The organism is Mesorhizobium sp. Root695 (assembly GCF_001428185.1).
In the GTDB taxonomy this organism is placed as follows: domain Bacteria; phylum Pseudomonadota; class Alphaproteobacteria; order Rhizobiales; family Rhizobiaceae; genus Mesorhizobium.
The window spans coordinates 150,736-166,336 of record NZ_LMHO01000003.1; the positions used below are offsets into that span (position 1 = coordinate 150,736).

The following is a 15,601-nucleotide window of genomic DNA, read 5'->3' on the forward strand; positions in this document are numbered from 1 at the left end:
TCAGGCAGTCGAGGGTGCCCAGACGGTTTCGAAGGCCGGCGACAGGGTGAAGCCGGCCGGTCGCACCGAACTGGGGGGCGGGCGGCGCACACCCTCCTGCAGATAGCGCAAGGCCGAGTTCAGCCCGTTCATCGTGTAAGGCTTGGCAATGACCCCGACCGCACCAGCGAAATGATCGGGAATGCGCTTCGGATTGGCGGTCATGAACACGACCATGGAGTTGTTCTTCTCGCCGATATACTCGGCCACCTCGACGCCAGTCGGGCCGTCGGTCAAATGGATGTCGACAAAGGCGATATCGGCATCCGTCGTATCAACCATGCTCTTTGCTTCGGCCGACGAGGTTGCCCAGCCGACGACGCTGTGGCCGGCCTCCTCTACAAGGCTTTCCAGTTCCATTGCCAGCAGCGCCTCGTCCTCGACGATGAGGACCTTGAGCGGTTCAATCATGACACATTCCCTTTTTGCTGCGGTTCGTTGGGCATCGAGATGACGACCCTGGTGCCGGGGCCGGCGTCGCGCCATTCGATGTCGGCGCGCAACTGACGGGCCAGCGACTTGATCAGCCGCATGCCGAAAGACGCCTCGCCACTGGCGTCGGCCATGCCGACGCCATCGTCTGACACTTCGATGTTGAAATGGCCGTCTGGCTGACTCATCTTGATGCCGATGCGGCCCGCCATCGTCCCGTCGGGCTTTTCCTTGAACGCGTGCTTGAGCGCGTTGGTGACTAGCTCGTTGACCATCAAGGCAACCGGCGCGGCCTTCTCAGCCGAAATGACGATGGGTTCGAGATTGAGCGTGGACTTGATTTCCGAGCGCCCCGAGGCCGTCAGCAGGTCGGTTATCAGGTCCCTTGCGAAGTCAGAAACGTCGAACCTGCTGACATCCTTCGACTGGTAGAGCCGGCGATGCACGGTGCTTAGGGCCTCGATGCGCTCCAGCATGGTGGTCAGCGACTGCTTGGTCGCTTCATCCTTTATGGTTCGGCTCTGCATGACGATCAATGACGAGATCATCTGCAGATTGTTTTTCACGCGATGGTCGACCTCATGCAGCAGGGTGGTCTGCGCCTCGAGGGCTGCTTCGAGTTCGCTGGTGCGTTCCTTCACCGCCTTCTCGAATCGTTCCTTGTCGGCCGTGACGCGATGCTCCGAGCGCTTGCGGTCCGAGACATCGAGCTGCGAGGCGAAAAAGAACTGCAATTCGCCTTTGTCGTTGGAAACGGGGCTGATGTAGAGCGCGTTCCAGAAGGTGGAACCGTCCTTGCGGTAGTTCAGAATATCCACGCTGATATCGGCTCGCTCGTCGATCGCGGCGCGCAGCTTTGCGATTGCGGAGTCGTCTGTCTTCGGCCCCTGCAGGAAGCGGCAATTCTTGCCCATGACCTCGTTCCGCTCATAGCCGGTGAGCCGCAGGAACGCGTCATTGGCAAACACGATCGGATTGTCCTGTTGTCGGGGATCGGTGATGATCATCGACATGCGGGTGGCGCGAATGGCTGCCGCGAACGGATCGCCCTTGCCGTGCTCGGCATGCAAATCGTCCGTCATGTGCCATGCGTCGGCCGGTTCCCTGGTTCCTTTCCAATCCATCGTCAAACTCCAAGCCGGTTTCGTGGGGGACAACGGCTCAGATGCGGAATTGGTTCAATCATGAGCGATCTTGTCGCGAGTTCTTCGCTGTTGAAGATTGGCGTCAAGCCCTTGCGAAGATTTGAAACAAAAGACTTTTCTAGTGCCTAATTCGTGATGCCGGTTTGTGGAAGGCGACGCCTGCAACCACCATCGCGATGCCGAGGCAATCGACAAAACTCGGAATCTGGTGCAGCACGACGACGCCGATTAGCGTCGCGGTGACCGGCAGCAGCGACAGCATCAGCGCGAAGCTCGCGCGCGGCAAACGTGACATAGCGAGCTGGTCACAGATGTAGGGGATAACCGACGAGCAGATGCCGACGCCGATGGCGGCGAGCAGCAGCGGTGGTGTGAAAAAGGCGGGCAGGGCGTCGGTGAGGCCGATCGGCAGCACGACGATGAAGGCGATCGCCATGGCGGCGCCAAGGCTCGCGATACCACTGCCTGCGCCTGAAGCGGCGATGCGGTGGCCGAGTAAGATGTAGCCGACAAACAGCACGCCGTTGAGGAAGGCCCAGAACAGCCCGATGGGATCATCAGACCATTTGACATCGATGAGCAGCAAGGTGCCGGTGACGGCAACGGCAAGGGCGGCGATATTGCGCGGGCTCCTGAGTCCGATCACCGCGACGCCGATGGTGCCGACGAATTCGATCGCCGCCACCAGCGAGATCGGCAGGCGGTCGAGCGCCAGGTAGAACGAACAGTTCATCACCGCCAGGCAGGCGCCGAAGGCCAGCAACAGCAGCCGCGTCGAGCGATCGGCGCGGGCGAAGGTTCGCCGTGGGCGGGTCAGCGGCGCGAAGATCAGTGCTGCGGTGGCGATGCGCAGCCATGCCATGCCGAGCACGCCGACATGCGGGAAAAGTAGCACGGCGAATCCCGGCCCGAGATAGTGGAAGACGGCGCTGACGCCGAACCAGACATGCGGTGGCAGTTTTTCCGCCAGCCTGCCGAGGGTGGGGTTGCCAAGGGCAGGGTCTGCCGCGAGAGCTTGCGTTTGATCATCCATAGGATCAGTATCGCAGGCAGATTTACCTGTTTATATGGATGATGTTTGGCTCCTCCGGCTATGATTCGACCGGAAGAAAGGAGTTTTCCATGAGACGCCTTCGAACTGAAAGCGCCGACCTCGATGCCACGGATATGAAGATCCTGCGTCTGCTGGAAAAGGACGCGCGGATCAGCACGGCGGAGCTTGCGCGCTCGGTCGGCCTGTCGGCGCCGAGCGTGGCCGAGCGCATCAAGCGGTTGCAGGAAAGCGGCGTCATCGAGGCCTATTCGGTCAGGATCAACCCCACGGCACTTGGCCTGCCGCTATCGGCATGGCTGCGCATCCGTCCGGTACCGGGGCAACTGGCGGTCGTGGCCGAAATCATCCGCGAGCTGCCGGAGATCGCGCAATGCGACCGGGTGACCGGCGAGGACTGTTTTATTGCGCTGGCGCATGTCGGCTCGGTGGCCGAACTCGAGCGGGTGATCGACCGGATCATTCCCTATGCGATGACCAACACGGCGATCATCCAGTCGTCGCCGGTGGTGGCGCGTTCACCGCTAGGGGCGGTAAAGCGCCAGGCTTGATGTAAGGGATTCGTGGGTTCTAAGCGTGGCCGCGCTTCATGCGCGCCTGCTTCAGGATGGCGCGCCAGCGGATCATATCGAACGGGATCGGCTCGTTGCTGTTGGCGATGTGGAAGATCTCGTTGTTGACGTTCTTGAGGGAACGCCAGAAATCGTAGTCGGTGATGCGCGGATCGGCGGCCAGCCTGTCCACCTCGACCTTGATGTCGGTTTTCATGCACGTTCCTCGAACCGGCTTCGCCCCGCCGCCCGTGTCGCTACCTCGATGCGGATCGTTTTCGACCGACCCGCTGAGTCGCGCAACGGCTCAAATGGCTTGTTCCCGTTAAAACCTCGGTAAGGTTAACGCCGGCGCTGAGCCGCTTCAAGCACTGGTGCCCGCGGATTCCAGGGTTTTGCGATTTTGGATTGCCGGTGTGGCTTTGAGGTCCGATCGTCGCTCTATTTGCGTTTGATGCCGATCGAACGGCCGGCGCGCTCCGGCATCGGCAGTGCTGAATGGGCGGCACGCATGGCTTCGACCTTGGCAAGCACATCGGCGGGGAAGGGCGCGACCTTCGGTCCGGACATATCGACATGCAGGGACAGGATCTCGGAGGTGGCGGCGAGCCAGCCGTCGACATGGCGGATTTCCTGGTAGGTCCGCAGTCGCTTGTCGTCATGGTCGATGAGTTGGAGGGAGATGCGGACCTTGTGATCCAGATGCAGTTCCTGGACGTAGCAGACATGGACCTCGGCCGTATAAATCGTGAGCCGCCGCTCCTTCACGTAATCCAGCCCCATGCCCATCGCCTCGAACGCTTGGTCCGAGCAGCGGTCGAACAGGACGTTGTAGTAGGCCATGTTGAGATGGCCGTTGTAGTCGATCCAGTCCTTCTCGATGTCCATGGGTTCGGAGACGAAGGGGGCGGGGATGGGCATCGAAACTTCCTTGTTCTGGCGCTGGACAGAGCGTGGCTGGTGAGACTAGATCGGTTCATCGCTTCATGGAAACGCTGAACCGCTCTCTCTTTGTTTGACGCAATTCCCGACGGAAAACCACTTCACACTTTTTCTGGAATTGCTCTGGGCAGCATCCATAAATGCATAACAAGGGTGGGCGCTGGTCCATTCGCGGAGGAATTCATGGCTCTGAGCGACCTCAACCCGGTCGAACGCAACGAAGAGGGCATCGCTGCGGTGCTTGGCATCCTCAAGCAGCGGCTTGGCGAGCGGTTCCAGACCGGGCAGGCCATCCGCTCCCAGCACGCGCACACCACCACCTATATTCCGACGCAGGCGCCTGACGGCGTCGCCTTTCCCGAGACGACTGCCGAGGTGCAGGAGATCGTGCGCGCCTGTGCCGCGCACCGCGTGCCGGTCATCGCCTTCGGCGTCGGTTCCTCGCTGGAAGGCCACACCAACGCGCCGGGTGGCGGCATATCGGTCGATACATCGCGCATGAACCGCATCCTGGCGGTCAATCCGCAGGATCTTGACTGCACGGTCGAACCCGGCGTCACCCGCGAGGATTTGAACCGGCATCTGCGCGACACCGGCCTGTTCTTTCCGATCGATCCGGGCGCCAATGCCTCGCTCGGCGGCATGGCGGCGACACGGGCGTCCGGCACCAACGCGGTGCGCTACGGCACGATGCGCGAGAACGTGCTGTCGCTGACGGCGGTGATGGCCGACGGCGAGACGGTGACGACCGGCAAGCGCGCGAAAAAGAGCTCGGCCGGTTATGATTTAACGCGGCTGCTGGTCGGCTCGGAAGGCACCCTCGGCATCATCACCTCCCTGACCTTGAAGCTGCAAGGCATCCCGCAAGCGATCTCCGGCGGCGTCTGCCCGTTTCCAAGCGTCGAGGCGGCCTGCAACGCGGTCATCGCGACGATCCAGATGGGCATTCCGGTGGCGCGCATTGAACTGGTCAATGCACTGCAGATGCGGGCGATGAAGAATTATTCGAAGCTCGATTATCCCGAGAGCCCGTGCCTGTTCGTCGAATTCCACGGCAGCGATGCCGGCGTTGCCGAGCAGGCCGAGACCTTCGGCATGATCGCCGAGGAAAACGGTGGCGGACCGTTCCTGTGGACCAGCGTTGCCGAGGAGCGCACGAAACTGTGGAAGGCCAGGCACGACGCGTACTGGTCGTCGCTGACGCTGCGGCCCGGTGCCAAGGGGCTGTCGACCGATGTCTGCGTGCCGATTTCGCGCTTTGCCGAATGCGTCATGGAAACCGAAGCCGACATCGCCGAGATGGGCTTGATCGCGCCGATCGTCGGCCACGCCGGCGACGGCAATTTCCACGTGCTGGTGTTGATGGATGTGAACGACCCCAAAGAGATCGCACTGTCGGAAAAATTCGTCGCGCGTCTCAACATGCGGGCGATCGCCATGGACGGCACCTGCACCGGCGAGCACGGCATCGGCCAGGGCAAGATCGGCTTCCTGCGCCACGAACTCGGCCATGGCGTCGACATCATGCGCACGATCAAGCAGGCGCTCGATCCCCTGGACATCATGAATCCGGGCAAGCTATTGCCGAGGATAGACTGAAGGGATCCAATCCAGCGACCAATCGAACGGTTGCCTACTTCTCCTGTGCACCCTCGACAAGGGCCTGCAGCATGGGGCGGGTTGGCGCGAAGAACGTCGTGCCGGTGTGCGGCGTCGAGAAATCAAGCAGGCGGTCGTAAGCGCCCGGCGGCTCACCGATATACATTCGCTGCAGCATCTTCTCGATCACCCAGAGAAACCTGGAATAGCCGATAAAGTAGGTGCCGAACTCCTGCTGCCCCGGCCGGCCAAAGGGCATGTTGTCGCGCAATATGTCGTATTCGTTGCCATCGGCATCCTCGATGGTGGCCAGCGACTTGTGCGATTTGCGCGGCGCGTCGTCATCGTCGATTTCGATGTTGTCGATCTTGGTGCGGCCGATGATCTCTTCCTGAAGGGGTGTCGGCGTTCGCGCCCACGCCTGGAGGTCGTGCAGATATTTCTGGACGACGACATAGCTGCCGCCGGCGAAGTCGGCATCTTCATCGCCGATGAGTGCCGAGGCCGGCAGATCGAGGCCGGTCGGGTTGGCGGTGCCGTCGACAAAACCGAGTAGGTCGCGCGCATCGAAATAGCGAAAGCCCGTCACTTCGTCGACGACGGTGACGGCGGAACCGAGCCTGTCGAGCAAGATGCGCTCGAACTCGAAGCACATGTCAGGCCGCTCGGCCCGGATGTGGAAGAGAAGGTCGCCCGGCGTCGACGGCGCCGAATGGACCGCGCCTTTGATCGGCGCGAACGGTTTTAGCTCCAGCGGCCGCCGATCTGGAGAGAGACGATCCCAGAGATCGCGGCCGATGCCGGCGATGCAAGACAGGCGGCCGCCAAGGTCGCGGAACCCGACATTTTTGACCAGGTCGTCGAGTTCGCCGAGCACAGACGTAACCTTGGCGAGCGCGCTCTGCTCTTTGGCGACGGTGACGACAAGAAAGACCGCCGAAAGCGACAGCGGAGCGTCGACACTTTGCGCATCGATCGGCACGCGATCCCAGTTCTTCCCAGACATCCGAATTCTCCGCTTTGCGAGGATTTGTTTCAGATCATCCGGGATCGCGCAACACTGGATGAATTGCCTCTTTATCGACACGCGGATGCGGGTAGAGTGCGGCAGAATTTCAATCAACCCGTTCGGAGCTGATGCTCGCACGCCTGTTCGTGATCTTTGGTGGCCTTTTTGTGCTGGTGCTGTGTGCGGCGCTGGTGGTGCCGTACTTTATCGACTGGACCGGCTACCGCGCCGACTTCGAGCGCGAGGCGAGTGCCATTCTAGGCCGCAAGGTGACCGTGCAGGGCGACGCCACGGCAAGGCTGTTGCCGTTCCCCTCGGTGACCTTCTCGAATGTCGCCGTTGCCGGCGGCCCCAATGGCCAGCCGGCCATGACCGTCGAGACGTTTTCGATGGATGCGGAACTGGCGCCCTTCCTGCGTGGCGAAGTGCTGATCTTCGACATGCGACTGGTGCGGCCGAAAGCGACCATCGATATTGCCAATGACGGCACGGTCGACTGGGCGATGCGGCCGTCCTCGCCCTTCGACCCCAACCAGGTCTCGATCGAGAAGCTGACGGTGACGGAAGGGCAGATCGAACTGCGCCATGCCGCCGGCGGCCGCAGCCATCTGTTTTCCGAGATCAATTCGACCATCTCGGCCAAGTCGCTGGCCGGCCCATGGCGCCTGGACGGCACGTTGCGGCTGGACGGTTTGCGCACCACGGTCGCGGCGTCCACCGGCAAGGCCGAAGGCACCGGGCAGATGCGGCTGCGGCTGAAGGCCGATCCGGACGCCTATCCGCTGGTCATCGAGACCGACGGCAATGCCGGCATCGTCAATGGGGCCGCCGTCTACTCCGGCCAGTTCAAGATCTCCGGTGCCGACAAGAACAGTGCCGAGCTGCGTGGCACCGATGGCGAGACGGTGAAAGTCAGCGCCGGCAAGCCCGATCCGGGCTTTCGGCTGAACGGCAAGTTTTCCCTCGACCACCAGAAGTTGGGCGTCAACGAATTCCGCTTCGAGACGGGGCCGCTCGACAATCCCTACACCGCCGACGGCAAGGCCTCGGTCGATCTCGGGCTGAAGCCGAGCTTCGCCATCGAGGCCAATGGCGCGCAGGTGCAGTTCGACGAGGCGGTGGGCGCCGAGGCCGGCGCCGGCCTGACACTGGATCAACGCATCGCGGCATTTGAGCAGGCGCTGCTCGACCTGCCGAAGCCGACCATACCCGGCACCCTCGAGGTCAAGCTGCCGGCGGTGGTGGCCGGCGACACCACGGTGCGCGACGTTCATCTTTCCGCCGAGCCGGTCGATGGTGGCTGGTCGGTGAAATCGCTTGCCGCGACCTTGCCCGGCCGCACCACGCTGGAAGCCGATGGCATGCTCGTGCTCGACGTGGAGGGCCATTTCGGCTTCAACGGCTCGTTGCTGCTGGCCGTGGCGCAACCCTCGGGCTTTGCCGCCTGGCTGTCGAAGGATGTCGACGAGGCGATCCGCCGTCTGCCCGCCGCCGGCTTCAAGGCCAAGGTCGACCTCTCGGCGAAGCGCCAGGCCTTCAGCGATCTCGAACTGATCCTGGGCAAGGCGAAGTTTTCCGGCCGCATCGATTCCAGCCAGCCCGACGATGCCAAGCCGTCGGTGCTGATGCGGCTCGAAGGCGGCGAACTCGATGTCGACGGGCTGGCGGCCTTTGCCTCGATCTTCGTCAGCGACAAGGGCGCCAACCGCTTTGCCGACCGTGACCTCGATTTCCAGATCAAGGCCGGGCCGGTCAATGCCGGCGGACTGACCGCCGACACGGTCGACACCGCGCTCAGGCTGCGCGACGGGCTGCTCGAAATCGACCGGCTGTCGGTGGGCGGGCTGGCCGGTGCCTCGATCAGCGCCACCGGCAGGATCAAGGATTTCCCGGCGAGCCCGACCGGCAAGCTTGATGCCTCGGTGGTTGCCGTCGACCTGAAGCCGCTGATCGACGTCGCCGCCCAGCATTATCCCGACAGTGCCGTGCTCAAGGGACTGGCGAGCCGTGCCGCCGCCTATCCCGAGCTGTTCCAGGATGCGCGCGTCGACCTGGTGGCGAGTGCGGCCGACAATGGCGACGGCACCACGGGCCTGGCGGTGAGCGGGCAAGGCAAGGCCGGCGGCTCGGCCTTTTCGGCGTCGCTGTCGGGGAAGGGGGCGGTGGACAAGCTTCTCGAAGCGCCGGTGGCGCTGACCTTCAACGCCAAAAACCCTGATGCCACCGCGCTGCTGGCCCTCTACGGCCTGCCGGCGCTGCCGCTCGGCATGCTGGGCGAGGCAAGCACGGACGTCCAGGCCAAGGGCACGCTTGGCGGGGGCCTGGCGACGACGGTCAGCCTCGCCGGCGAAGACTTCAAGGCAAGCTTCGACGGAACCGTCGCCGACACGTCGCAAGGCCTTGCCGCCAAGGGCAAGCTCAACCTCGACGCGGCCGACATCGAGCCGTGGCTGATGACATCAGGCATCGGCCTGCCGGGCATGGGGGCTGGCATGTCGGCGTCGCTCTCGGCGCAAGGCGACTATGGCAACGGGCTGCTGGTGCTGGACGAGCTCAACGGCGCCATCAACGAAGCGGCGGTGTCCGGCGACGTCAATATCGATGTGAAGGAGGGGGTCGACGGCAAGGGTGGCGTGCCGCATCTCGCCGGCGCGCTGGCGCTCGACGAACTCGACCTCGATCCGATGGCGGTGGCGCTGTTCGGCGATTCCGCCTTTCTTGCCGACAAGGACGGGGCTGACAAGAGTGGGGTGTGGCCGGCCACACCGTTCAGCCAGAAATCCAGCTTGCCGTTCACCGCCGACCTCGACCTGACGACGGCAGCGCTCGCCGCCGGTCGGTTCGCCACCGCGTATGATGCCGCCTTTTCGCTGAAGCTCGACCAGGAAGGCATCCGCGTTTCGGACCTGAAGGCGAAATTGCTCGGCGGGGCGCTGACCGGCCTGTTCGAGCTGAAGAACAATGACGGCACCGGACTTTTCACCGGCCAGATGAAACTGGCGGGTGCCGATCTAGCGACCGTGCTGCCGGATGCCGGCATCAGCGGTAACGGCGATTTCTCGACGGCGCTGTCAAGCAGCGGCAAGTCGGTCGAGGGGATGGTGGCCGCCTTGTCCGGCTCCGGCACGGCGACGCTGAAGAGCTTGCGGGTCGCCGGCGTCAATCCCGATGCGTTCAATGCGTTCCTCGCCAAGGCGGATGCGATCGGACGTGATATCGATGCGGCCAAGACCGCCGGCTTCGCGCCTGATATCGCCGCCGGTGGAAGTCTTGCCGCCAAGGACACCGACATCGCCTTCACGGTTGCCGGCGGCATGCTGAGGGCGCCGCCGATCAACCTGGACAATCCGGCGGCGACCTTGTCTGCCGACATTACGGCGGACCTCAACACAGCCATGGTTTCCGCCAAGGGGGCGATCACCTATCGCCCGGGCGACGAGGCACTGATCGGCTCCGAGCCGATCATGAATTTCACCGCCGAGGGGCCGTTCGGCGCCGTGAAGCGGCAGTTCGACAGCGAGCCGCTGGCACAGTTCCTGACTCAGCGCGCGCTGGAAAAGGAGCAGCAGCGCGTCGAGGCGATGCAGGCCGCTCTGCTCGAGAAGCAGCGGCTGCGGCGCGAGGTGCGCTATTACGCGGCGCTGCAGGCCGAACGGGACAACGCCGCCGAGGAATTGCGCAAGCAGGAGGAAGCAGCACGGCTGAAAGCCGAGGCTGACGCCAAGGCCAAGGCCGAAGCGGAGGCCCAGGCGAAAGCCGAAGCCGACGCCCAAGCCAAAGCTCAGGCAGACGCGGAGGCGAAAGCCAAGGCGGACGCGGATGCCAAAGCCAAGGCGGATGCGGACGCCAAGGCCGCTGCCGAACAGCAGGCCGCCGACGAAGCGGCCAAGGCACAGGCCAACGAGCAGGAGCGGCAGAAGGCGGAAGAGGCGATGCGCATCGAAAAGGCAAAGCTCGAGGCTGAACGCAAGGCTGTGCAGCAGGCTCCGAAGGTGGAGCATGCGCCGCTGCCGGAGGCCAACGACAATCCGCCGCCGGCCAAGCCGAAGTCCAATCCGTTCACGCTCAACAATCTGCTGAAGTCGCTGCAGTAGGACCCCAACGCCTTCCTGATGGACGATCCGCGAAGCAGCCGATTCAGAGGACAAGCAGTTGTGCGCTCTCTGCCGCGTAGCGGGCGTGGCGGAAATCTCGGACGGTCAAGAGTCTGCCGCCCCGCCAGCCCAGCAGGATGAAATAGGATGGCCGCGCCGCCGGATCATCGCTATCGCGGACGAGGACTGCCGGCCTGTCTTCGACGAAGCCCGGCACGAAACACCAATTCCGCACCTGAGAATAGTTGTGGAAGTAGGTGCCGACCTCCTTGCGACCATTCAGCCGCGTCCTGGCCACCAGCTCCAGCCGCACCTCGTCGGCCAGCATGTCGCGCACGGCGTCGAAGTCGCGGGCGTTGAAGCGATCGATATACGCATCGAGCAGCAGGCGCTCAGGCGCGCTGAGCCTGGGAGCCGGGCGGTCGTCGGGCTCATCGGCAAGCTGGCGCAACCGGCCGCGGCCGCGATGCAGGCCCGCCTTGATGGCGGGGATGCTGGTGTCGAGCATGTCGCTGATCTCCTGCAACGAATATCCCAGAACGTCCATCATGATGACGCTGCTTCGCTGTGTGACGGGAAGGCGCATGAAGGTATGCAGGCCGGCCGCCGCTGCCTGACGCTCGACTATGGGATTTACCGGGTCGACGATCATGTCCGGGTCCTCATCCGCAAAGGCCTTTTCACGGGCTCGCCGGCGCAGGAAATCGAGGGCGGCATTGTGGGCAATGCGAAACAGCCAGCCTTCCGGGTTGGCGATCGGGCCGGCGTTGGGCAGCGCTTCGAACGCCTTGGTCAGCGCTTCCTGCAGCACGTCCTCGCCGTCGATCACCGAGCCGGTCATGCGGGCGCAGTAACGGTGCAGCTTGGGGCGCATTTCGCCGAACAGGCGGGCAAAAGGTTCGTGGATCTCGCTAGGAATGTTCATACGCCTCTGTTCGCCGTTACTGGTCCAGCATCCGGTAGTGGCCCACCACGGTCATTTCCTCGCGCTGCGGACGCTCGATCAAGCGATCCCTGATGCCGTTCTGAAAGGCCTCGAATGCCGCCAGCCCGGTGATTATGTCGGAATGGGCCTCGGTTTCCGTCTCGACCAGATGAACAAAGGTCCCGTCGTCAGACCGCCATGTCATATAGCGAACGCCTTCCGGCGATTTTTCCCGCAGCTCCTGGAACACGGCCTTGACCAACCGTTCATTCTCGTCGGTCCGTTCCGGTTTCGTCTTGTAACGTATCAGGTGGCGTTTCATCGCGGTTGTTCCTCTTGGTTGCCCTGCGCCTTTGCGGTTGCTCACCTTCGAGACGCTGTCGTGAGACGAAAGGATTCGGGCACTGGGAAATAATTCGTGTCGCTCGCAAAGACGCCCGAGTGTCACTTGCTGTCGAGCAGCCGCCGCAGCATCGGTTCGATGCGTGACAGCTCGTCGAGATGTGCCGCCGACAGCTCGGCCAGGCAATCGTCGGCGCGCCCGGTCAGTTGCAGCAGCACGCGGCGATGGTCGTCCTTGTCCTGATCCCTTGCGACCAGTCCTGCCTCGCCGAGGCGGTTGACCAGTTCGACGGCGCTGTGGTGGCGGATGCGCAGTCGTTCCGCGAGGTCGCCAACCGTCACCGGGCCGCCGCCCGGGAATCCCTTGATTGCAAGCAGCGCCTGATGCTGGCGCGGGGTCAGGCCGGCGTCTTCCGCCTGGATCTGGCTGAATTCGAGGAAGCGGCGGATGAGGTAGCGAAACTCCGACAGCCGCTGGTAGTCGGCTTGGCTGATGGCGGGGCGTGATTTTTGTGGCTGCGACATACCGGACATTTGTTCGTTTTCCGCGAAAGCTCAAACGGTTTTCGAGCGAAACCGGCTTGAATATTTGTATCGTGTTACGATACATAGCCACCGACAAATCCGGCTGGCCTTATCGACCTTGCCGTATATCCGACATACGGCCCGCCGCCAGGAAGCAGATTTTGCCATGAAGACCCATCACTCGAACCCGGAGCATCTGCGAGATTTCACCACGGACGTCAGGGTGCTGCTCGTTGCCGCCATTGCGGTGGTGGTGGCTACAGCCAGCGTGTTTGCCGGCATCGCACTTTTGAAGCTGATCCGACTTGCCACCAACATCGCCTATTTCGGCCAGTTCTCGCTTGCCGATCTGAAACTCGAGGATACGCCGCTTGGGCTTGCCGCTGTCATCGTGCCGGTGATCGGCGCGCTGATCATCGGCCTGATGGCGCGCTTCGGCAGCGAGAAGATTCGCGGCCACGGCATTCCGGAAGCCATCGAGGCGATCCTGCTGGGACGCTCAAAACTCGACGCCAAGGTGGCGATCCTGAAGCCGCTGTCGTCAGCGATCTCGATCGGCTCCGGCGGGCCGTTCGGCGCCGAGGGTCCGATCATCATGACAGGCGGCGCGATCGGCTCGCTGATCGCACAGATGCTGCCGGTCAGCGACAATGAACGAAAGACGCTGCTGGTGGCAGGTGCGGCAGCGGGCATGACGACGGTCTTCGGAACACCGATCGCCGCCATCATGCTGGCTGTCGAACTGCTGCTTTTCGAATGGACCCCGCGCAGCTTCATTCCCGTCGCGGTCGCGGCTGTTATCGCCGAGGTGGAACGCACCATGCTGCATCTGCCCGGACCGATCTTTCCGTTCCAGGGCGGTATGGAGGTGTCCTTTGTCGGTCTTGCCGGCTGGGCGGCGATCGGTGTCGCGGCGGGCCTGTTGTCGGGGCTGCTGACGCAGATGGTCTATGCCTGCGAGGACGGTTTTCAGAAGCTGCCCATTCACTGGATGTGGTGGCCGATGCTGGGCGGTCTGGTGGTCGGCATTGGCGGGCTGATCGAGCCGCACGCACTGGGCGTCGGCTATGACAACATCGCCGACATGCTGGACGGCCGCACGCTTGCCACCGCCGCACTCATCCTGCTTGTGGTCAAGGCCATCATCTGGTCGGTGGCGCTCGGGTCGGGGACATCCGGAGGCGTACTGGCGCCGCTGTTGATCATGGGTGGCGCAATGGGGGCGGTGCTCGCCGGAATTCTGCCGGCGGCGGACCCGGGCTTCTGGGCACTGCTGGCCATGGCCGCCACCATGGGCGGCACCATGCGTGCACCGCTGACGGCTACTTTCTTCGCGGTCGAGTTGACCGGCAACACCCATGTTCTGGTGCCGCTGATCGCGGCTTGCGCGGCGGCGCACGCCGTCACCGTGCTCCTGATGAAGCGGTCGATCCTGACCGAGAAGATCGCCAGGCGAGGGCACCACCTCGTGCGCGAATACCGTGTCGACCCTTTCGCACTGACGAGGGTGCGTGAGGTGATGACTTCTAAGGTCGAAAGCGTGCCGGCGACGATGACTCTGCATGGCGCAGCAGCCTTCCTGACCGCGCCAGAGACACGGCATCCGAGCTTTCCGGTGGTGGATGAGAACGGGCATGTGCTCGGCCTCATCGATCCGCCGGCGATCCTGCGCTGGCGCCGTGCCGGTACCCACCGCACCACGACGCTTGGTGCGCTGCTGGCCGGCAGCAAGGTGACGCTCGCCTATCCGGATGAATATCTGGAGGGCCTCTCCGACAAGCTACTGACGGCCAACGTCTCCCATCTGCCGGTCGTCACCCGCGAAGGGTCGCAACTGGTCGGCTATGTCGGCTGGAAGGATCTTATGCGCGTGCGGTCGAGGAAACAGGCCGAAGAGCGCGAGCGTTCGACCTTGCTTGGCTTCCGCACCAGACGCAGGAAAACGGAAGACGTGGTCGAGGGCCTTTAGAGACGCGTTCCGCGCTTCGCCCACTCCAGGACATGGAGCCTCAGCGCCGAGGACAGGTTGGTGTCGCGCGGACGCGTCTCGTCGACTTCGGCGACAAGAGCGGCGAGCGTCAATTGCCGGGCGGCCGCGATCGCGACGAGGTCGGCATAGAAGGGCTTTTCGAGCGAATAGCTGGTGCGGTGACCGCGAATGGTCACCGAACGCTTTTCAACCGCGCTCACTGGTGGTCTTCGGCGCCGGATGGCTCGCGGCGGTGCCCAGCGACGAAGGTCTCGGCCTTGTCGGCGACCAGGCGGTCGCGTTGCTTCTCTGCCTTGGAGCGGCCGTACAACGCCCGGTTCTGTTCGGCGACGCGCACATTCTCGTCCCGCGCCTTCTGCTTGCGAGCCTGGCGGAGATTGACGATGTCGGCCATGGCGTGATCCGAAGGCCTATTTCTTGCGGAAGGCGTCGAGCGAGACCACTTCGGCGCCCTTGGTGGCGGCGTCCGCCGCCGCGGGCTTCTTCTCCGCCTCGGCGGCGGCCTTCTTCTCGGCCTTCGGCTTTTTCTCGGAGACGATGGTCAACGGCTCGGGCGTGGCTTGGGCGGCTGGTTCCTCGGCTGCACCGTCCGTCTTGACGTCGAATTCGAGCTCGAAGTTGACCGACGGATCATAGAAGCCGCGTACGGCCGAGAACGGGATTTCGAGCTTTTCCGGCACGTCGGAAAAGGACAGGCCGACCTCGAAGCCGGTGTCGGTCACCTTCAGGTCCCAATACTGGAACTGGATGACGATGGTCATCTGCTCGGGATAGCGCTCGCGCAGCCGCGACGACACGCGCACGCCCGGCGCGCCCGTCAGGAAGGTGATGAAGAAGTGGTGGTTGCCGGGGAGGCCGGTGCGCGCGACCTCGGCCAGGACCTTGCGCATGACGCCGCGCAACGCCTCCTGGGCCAGAATATCGTAGCGGATGTGGTCGTCGGCCATGTGGCGGTCG

At 63.5% G+C, this 15,601-nt stretch carries 16 protein-coding genes; 4 read left to right on the top strand and 12 right to left on the bottom strand.

Annotated features, from left to right (window positions below):
• The 3 genes from ASD99_RS04845 to ASD99_RS04855 all read right to left on the bottom strand — a co-directional run bounded on the left by ASD99_RS04845 (nt 1) and on the right by ASD99_RS04855 (nt 2,649).
• Nucleotides 1-450 (bottom strand): response regulator, encoded by a 450-nt coding sequence (locus ASD99_RS04845; RefSeq protein ID WP_056582976.1) that lies wholly within the window; start codon nt 448-450, stop codon nt 1-3.
• Entirely contained in the window at nt 447-1,595 is a 1,149-nt protein-coding gene (locus ASD99_RS04850) for a histidine kinase dimerization/phosphoacceptor domain -containing protein (RefSeq protein ID WP_057142905.1), read from the bottom strand. The genes ASD99_RS04845 and ASD99_RS04850 overlap by 4 nt, the downstream gene beginning before the upstream one ends.
• Nucleotides 1,596-1,734: 139 nt before the next feature.
• Nucleotides 1,735-2,649, bottom strand: a complete 915-nt coding sequence (locus ASD99_RS04855; protein ID WP_057142906.1) for an EamA family transporter — start codon at nt 2,647-2,649, stop codon at nt 1,735-1,737.
• A gap of 89 nt (nt 2,650-2,738) precedes the next feature.
• Here ASD99_RS04855 and ASD99_RS04860 point away from each other — a divergent pair, with 89 nt between their 5' ends.
• Entirely contained in the window at nt 2,739-3,218 is a 480-nt protein-coding gene (locus ASD99_RS04860) for an Lrp/AsnC family transcriptional regulator (RefSeq protein WP_057142987.1), read from the top strand.
• Between the two features lie 19 nt (nt 3,219-3,237).
• Here ASD99_RS04860 and ASD99_RS04865 read toward each other — a convergent pair whose 3' ends face one another.
• Both ASD99_RS04865 and ASD99_RS04870 read right to left on the bottom strand, forming a co-directional pair.
• Nucleotides 3,238-3,435 carry a hypothetical protein gene (locus ASD99_RS04865; RefSeq protein ID WP_056582983.1) on the bottom strand — a complete coding sequence of 66 codons (198 nt, stop codon included), beginning with the start codon at nt 3,433-3,435 and terminating at the stop codon, nt 3,238-3,240.
• 224 nt (nt 3,436-3,659) lie between these two features.
• Nucleotides 3,660-4,139: a thioesterase family protein gene (locus tag ASD99_RS04870; RefSeq protein WP_056582986.1), complete on the bottom strand. Its 480-nt coding sequence runs from the start codon at nt 4,137-4,139 to the stop codon at nt 3,660-3,662.
• A gap of 204 nt (nt 4,140-4,343) precedes the next feature.
• Between ASD99_RS04870 and ASD99_RS04875 the strand changes: the two genes are divergently transcribed.
• Nucleotides 4,344-5,759 carry an FAD-binding oxidoreductase gene (locus tag ASD99_RS04875; protein ID WP_057142907.1) on the top strand — a complete coding sequence of 472 codons (1,416 nt, stop codon included), beginning with the start codon at nt 4,344-4,346 and terminating at the stop codon, nt 5,757-5,759.
• Nucleotides 5,760-5,793: 34 nt separating this feature from the next.
• On the opposite strand, the gene ASD99_RS04880 is transcribed toward ASD99_RS04875, so the two are convergent.
• Nucleotides 5,794-6,765 carry a Dyp-type peroxidase gene (locus tag ASD99_RS04880; RefSeq protein WP_057142908.1) on the bottom strand — a complete coding sequence of 324 codons (972 nt, stop codon included), beginning with the start codon at nt 6,763-6,765 and terminating at the stop codon, nt 5,794-5,796.
• 131 nt (nt 6,766-6,896) lie between these two features.
• Between ASD99_RS04880 and ASD99_RS04885 the strand changes: the two genes are divergently transcribed.
• A complete protein-coding gene (locus ASD99_RS04885) occupies nt 6,897-10,862 on the top strand; it encodes an AsmA family protein (protein ID WP_057142909.1) in 3,966 nt (1,321 codons plus the stop codon).
• A gap of 43 nt (nt 10,863-10,905) precedes the next feature.
• Here the strand turns inward: ASD99_RS04885 and ASD99_RS04890 are convergent, their stop codons facing one another.
• The 3 genes from ASD99_RS04890 to ASD99_RS04900 form a co-directional block, all read right to left on the bottom strand.
• Nucleotides 10,906-11,787, bottom strand: coding sequence for an RNA polymerase sigma factor (locus ASD99_RS04890; RefSeq protein WP_057142910.1), 882 nt, complete (start codon nt 11,785-11,787; stop codon nt 10,906-10,908).
• Between the two features lie 16 nt (nt 11,788-11,803).
• Nucleotides 11,804-12,109, bottom strand: coding sequence for a hypothetical protein (locus ASD99_RS04895; protein ID WP_056582998.1), 306 nt, complete (start codon nt 12,107-12,109; stop codon nt 11,804-11,806).
• A gap of 122 nt (nt 12,110-12,231) precedes the next feature.
• Nucleotides 12,232-12,663 carry a MarR family winged helix-turn-helix transcriptional regulator gene (locus ASD99_RS04900; RefSeq protein ID WP_056582999.1) on the bottom strand — a complete coding sequence of 144 codons (432 nt, stop codon included), beginning with the start codon at nt 12,661-12,663 and terminating at the stop codon, nt 12,232-12,234.
• 157 nt (nt 12,664-12,820) lie between these two features.
• On the opposite strand from ASD99_RS04900, the gene ASD99_RS04905 reads away from it, so the two are divergent.
• Nucleotides 12,821-14,623, top strand: coding sequence for a chloride channel protein (locus tag ASD99_RS04905; protein WP_082525275.1), 1,803 nt, complete (start codon nt 12,821-12,823; stop codon nt 14,621-14,623).
• Here ASD99_RS04905 and ASD99_RS04910 read toward each other — a convergent pair.
• The 3 genes from ASD99_RS04910 to ASD99_RS04920 are packed head-to-tail and all read right to left on the bottom strand — an operon-like array spanning nt 14,620 to nt 15,591.
• The gene (locus tag ASD99_RS04910; protein WP_056583003.1) at nt 14,620-14,844 is read right to left on the bottom strand and encodes a ribbon-helix-helix domain-containing protein; all 225 of its coding nucleotides are present in this window, start codon (nt 14,842-14,844) and stop codon (nt 14,620-14,622) included. The two genes, ASD99_RS04905 and ASD99_RS04910, sit on opposite strands and share 4 nt — an antisense overlap.
• A complete protein-coding gene (locus ASD99_RS04915; RefSeq protein WP_056583006.1) occupies nt 14,841-15,038 on the bottom strand; it encodes a DUF4169 family protein in 198 nt (65 codons plus the stop codon). Before ASD99_RS04915 ends, ASD99_RS04910 begins: the two co-directional genes overlap by 4 nt.
• 16 nt (nt 15,039-15,054) lie before the next feature.
• On the bottom strand, nt 15,055-15,591 hold the full coding sequence (locus ASD99_RS04920; RefSeq protein ID WP_056583103.1) for an SspB family protein: 537 nt from the start codon (nt 15,589-15,591) through the stop codon (nt 15,055-15,057).
• Nucleotides 15,592-15,601 lie beyond the last annotated feature (10 nt).

Bases quoted from the DNA above. Each gene is read 5' to 3' on its own strand.
- ASD99_RS04845 (WP_056582976.1), bottom strand. From the start codon at position 450: ATGATTGAACCGCTCAAGGTCCTCATCGTCGAGGACGAGGCGCTGCTG.
- ASD99_RS04850 (WP_057142905.1), bottom strand. From the start codon at position 1,595: ATGGATTGGAAAGGAACCAGGGAACCGGCCGACGCATGGCACATGACG.
- ASD99_RS04855 (WP_057142906.1), bottom strand. From the start codon at position 2,649: ATGGATGATCAAACGCAAGCTCTCGCGGCAGACCCTGCCCTTGGCAAC.
- ASD99_RS04860 (WP_057142987.1), top strand. From the start codon at position 2,739: ATGAGACGCCTTCGAACTGAAAGCGCCGACCTCGATGCCACGGATATG.
- ASD99_RS04865 (WP_056582983.1), bottom strand. From the start codon at position 3,435: ATGAAAACCGACATCAAGGTCGAGGTGGACAGGCTGGCCGCCGATCCG.
- ASD99_RS04870 (WP_056582986.1), bottom strand. From the start codon at position 4,139: ATGCCCATCCCCGCCCCCTTCGTCTCCGAACCCATGGACATCGAGAAG.
- ASD99_RS04875 (WP_057142907.1), top strand. From the start codon at position 4,344: ATGGCTCTGAGCGACCTCAACCCGGTCGAACGCAACGAAGAGGGCATC.
- ASD99_RS04880 (WP_057142908.1), bottom strand. From the start codon at position 6,765: ATGTCTGGGAAGAACTGGGATCGCGTGCCGATCGATGCGCAAAGTGTC.
- ASD99_RS04885 (WP_057142909.1), top strand. From the start codon at position 6,897: ATGCTCGCACGCCTGTTCGTGATCTTTGGTGGCCTTTTTGTGCTGGTG.
- ASD99_RS04890 (WP_057142910.1), bottom strand. From the start codon at position 11,787: ATGAACATTCCTAGCGAGATCCACGAACCTTTTGCCCGCCTGTTCGGC.
- ASD99_RS04895 (WP_056582998.1), bottom strand. From the start codon at position 12,109: ATGAAACGCCACCTGATACGTTACAAGACGAAACCGGAACGGACCGAC.
- ASD99_RS04900 (WP_056582999.1), bottom strand. From the start codon at position 12,663: ATGTCCGGTATGTCGCAGCCACAAAAATCACGCCCCGCCATCAGCCAA.
- ASD99_RS04905 (WP_082525275.1), top strand. From the start codon at position 12,821: ATGAAGACCCATCACTCGAACCCGGAGCATCTGCGAGATTTCACCACG.
- ASD99_RS04915 (WP_056583006.1), bottom strand. From the start codon at position 15,038: ATGGCCGACATCGTCAATCTCCGCCAGGCTCGCAAGCAGAAGGCGCGG.
- ASD99_RS04920 (WP_056583103.1), bottom strand. From the start codon at position 15,591: ATGGCCGACGACCACATCCGCTACGATATTCTGGCCCAGGAGGCGTTG.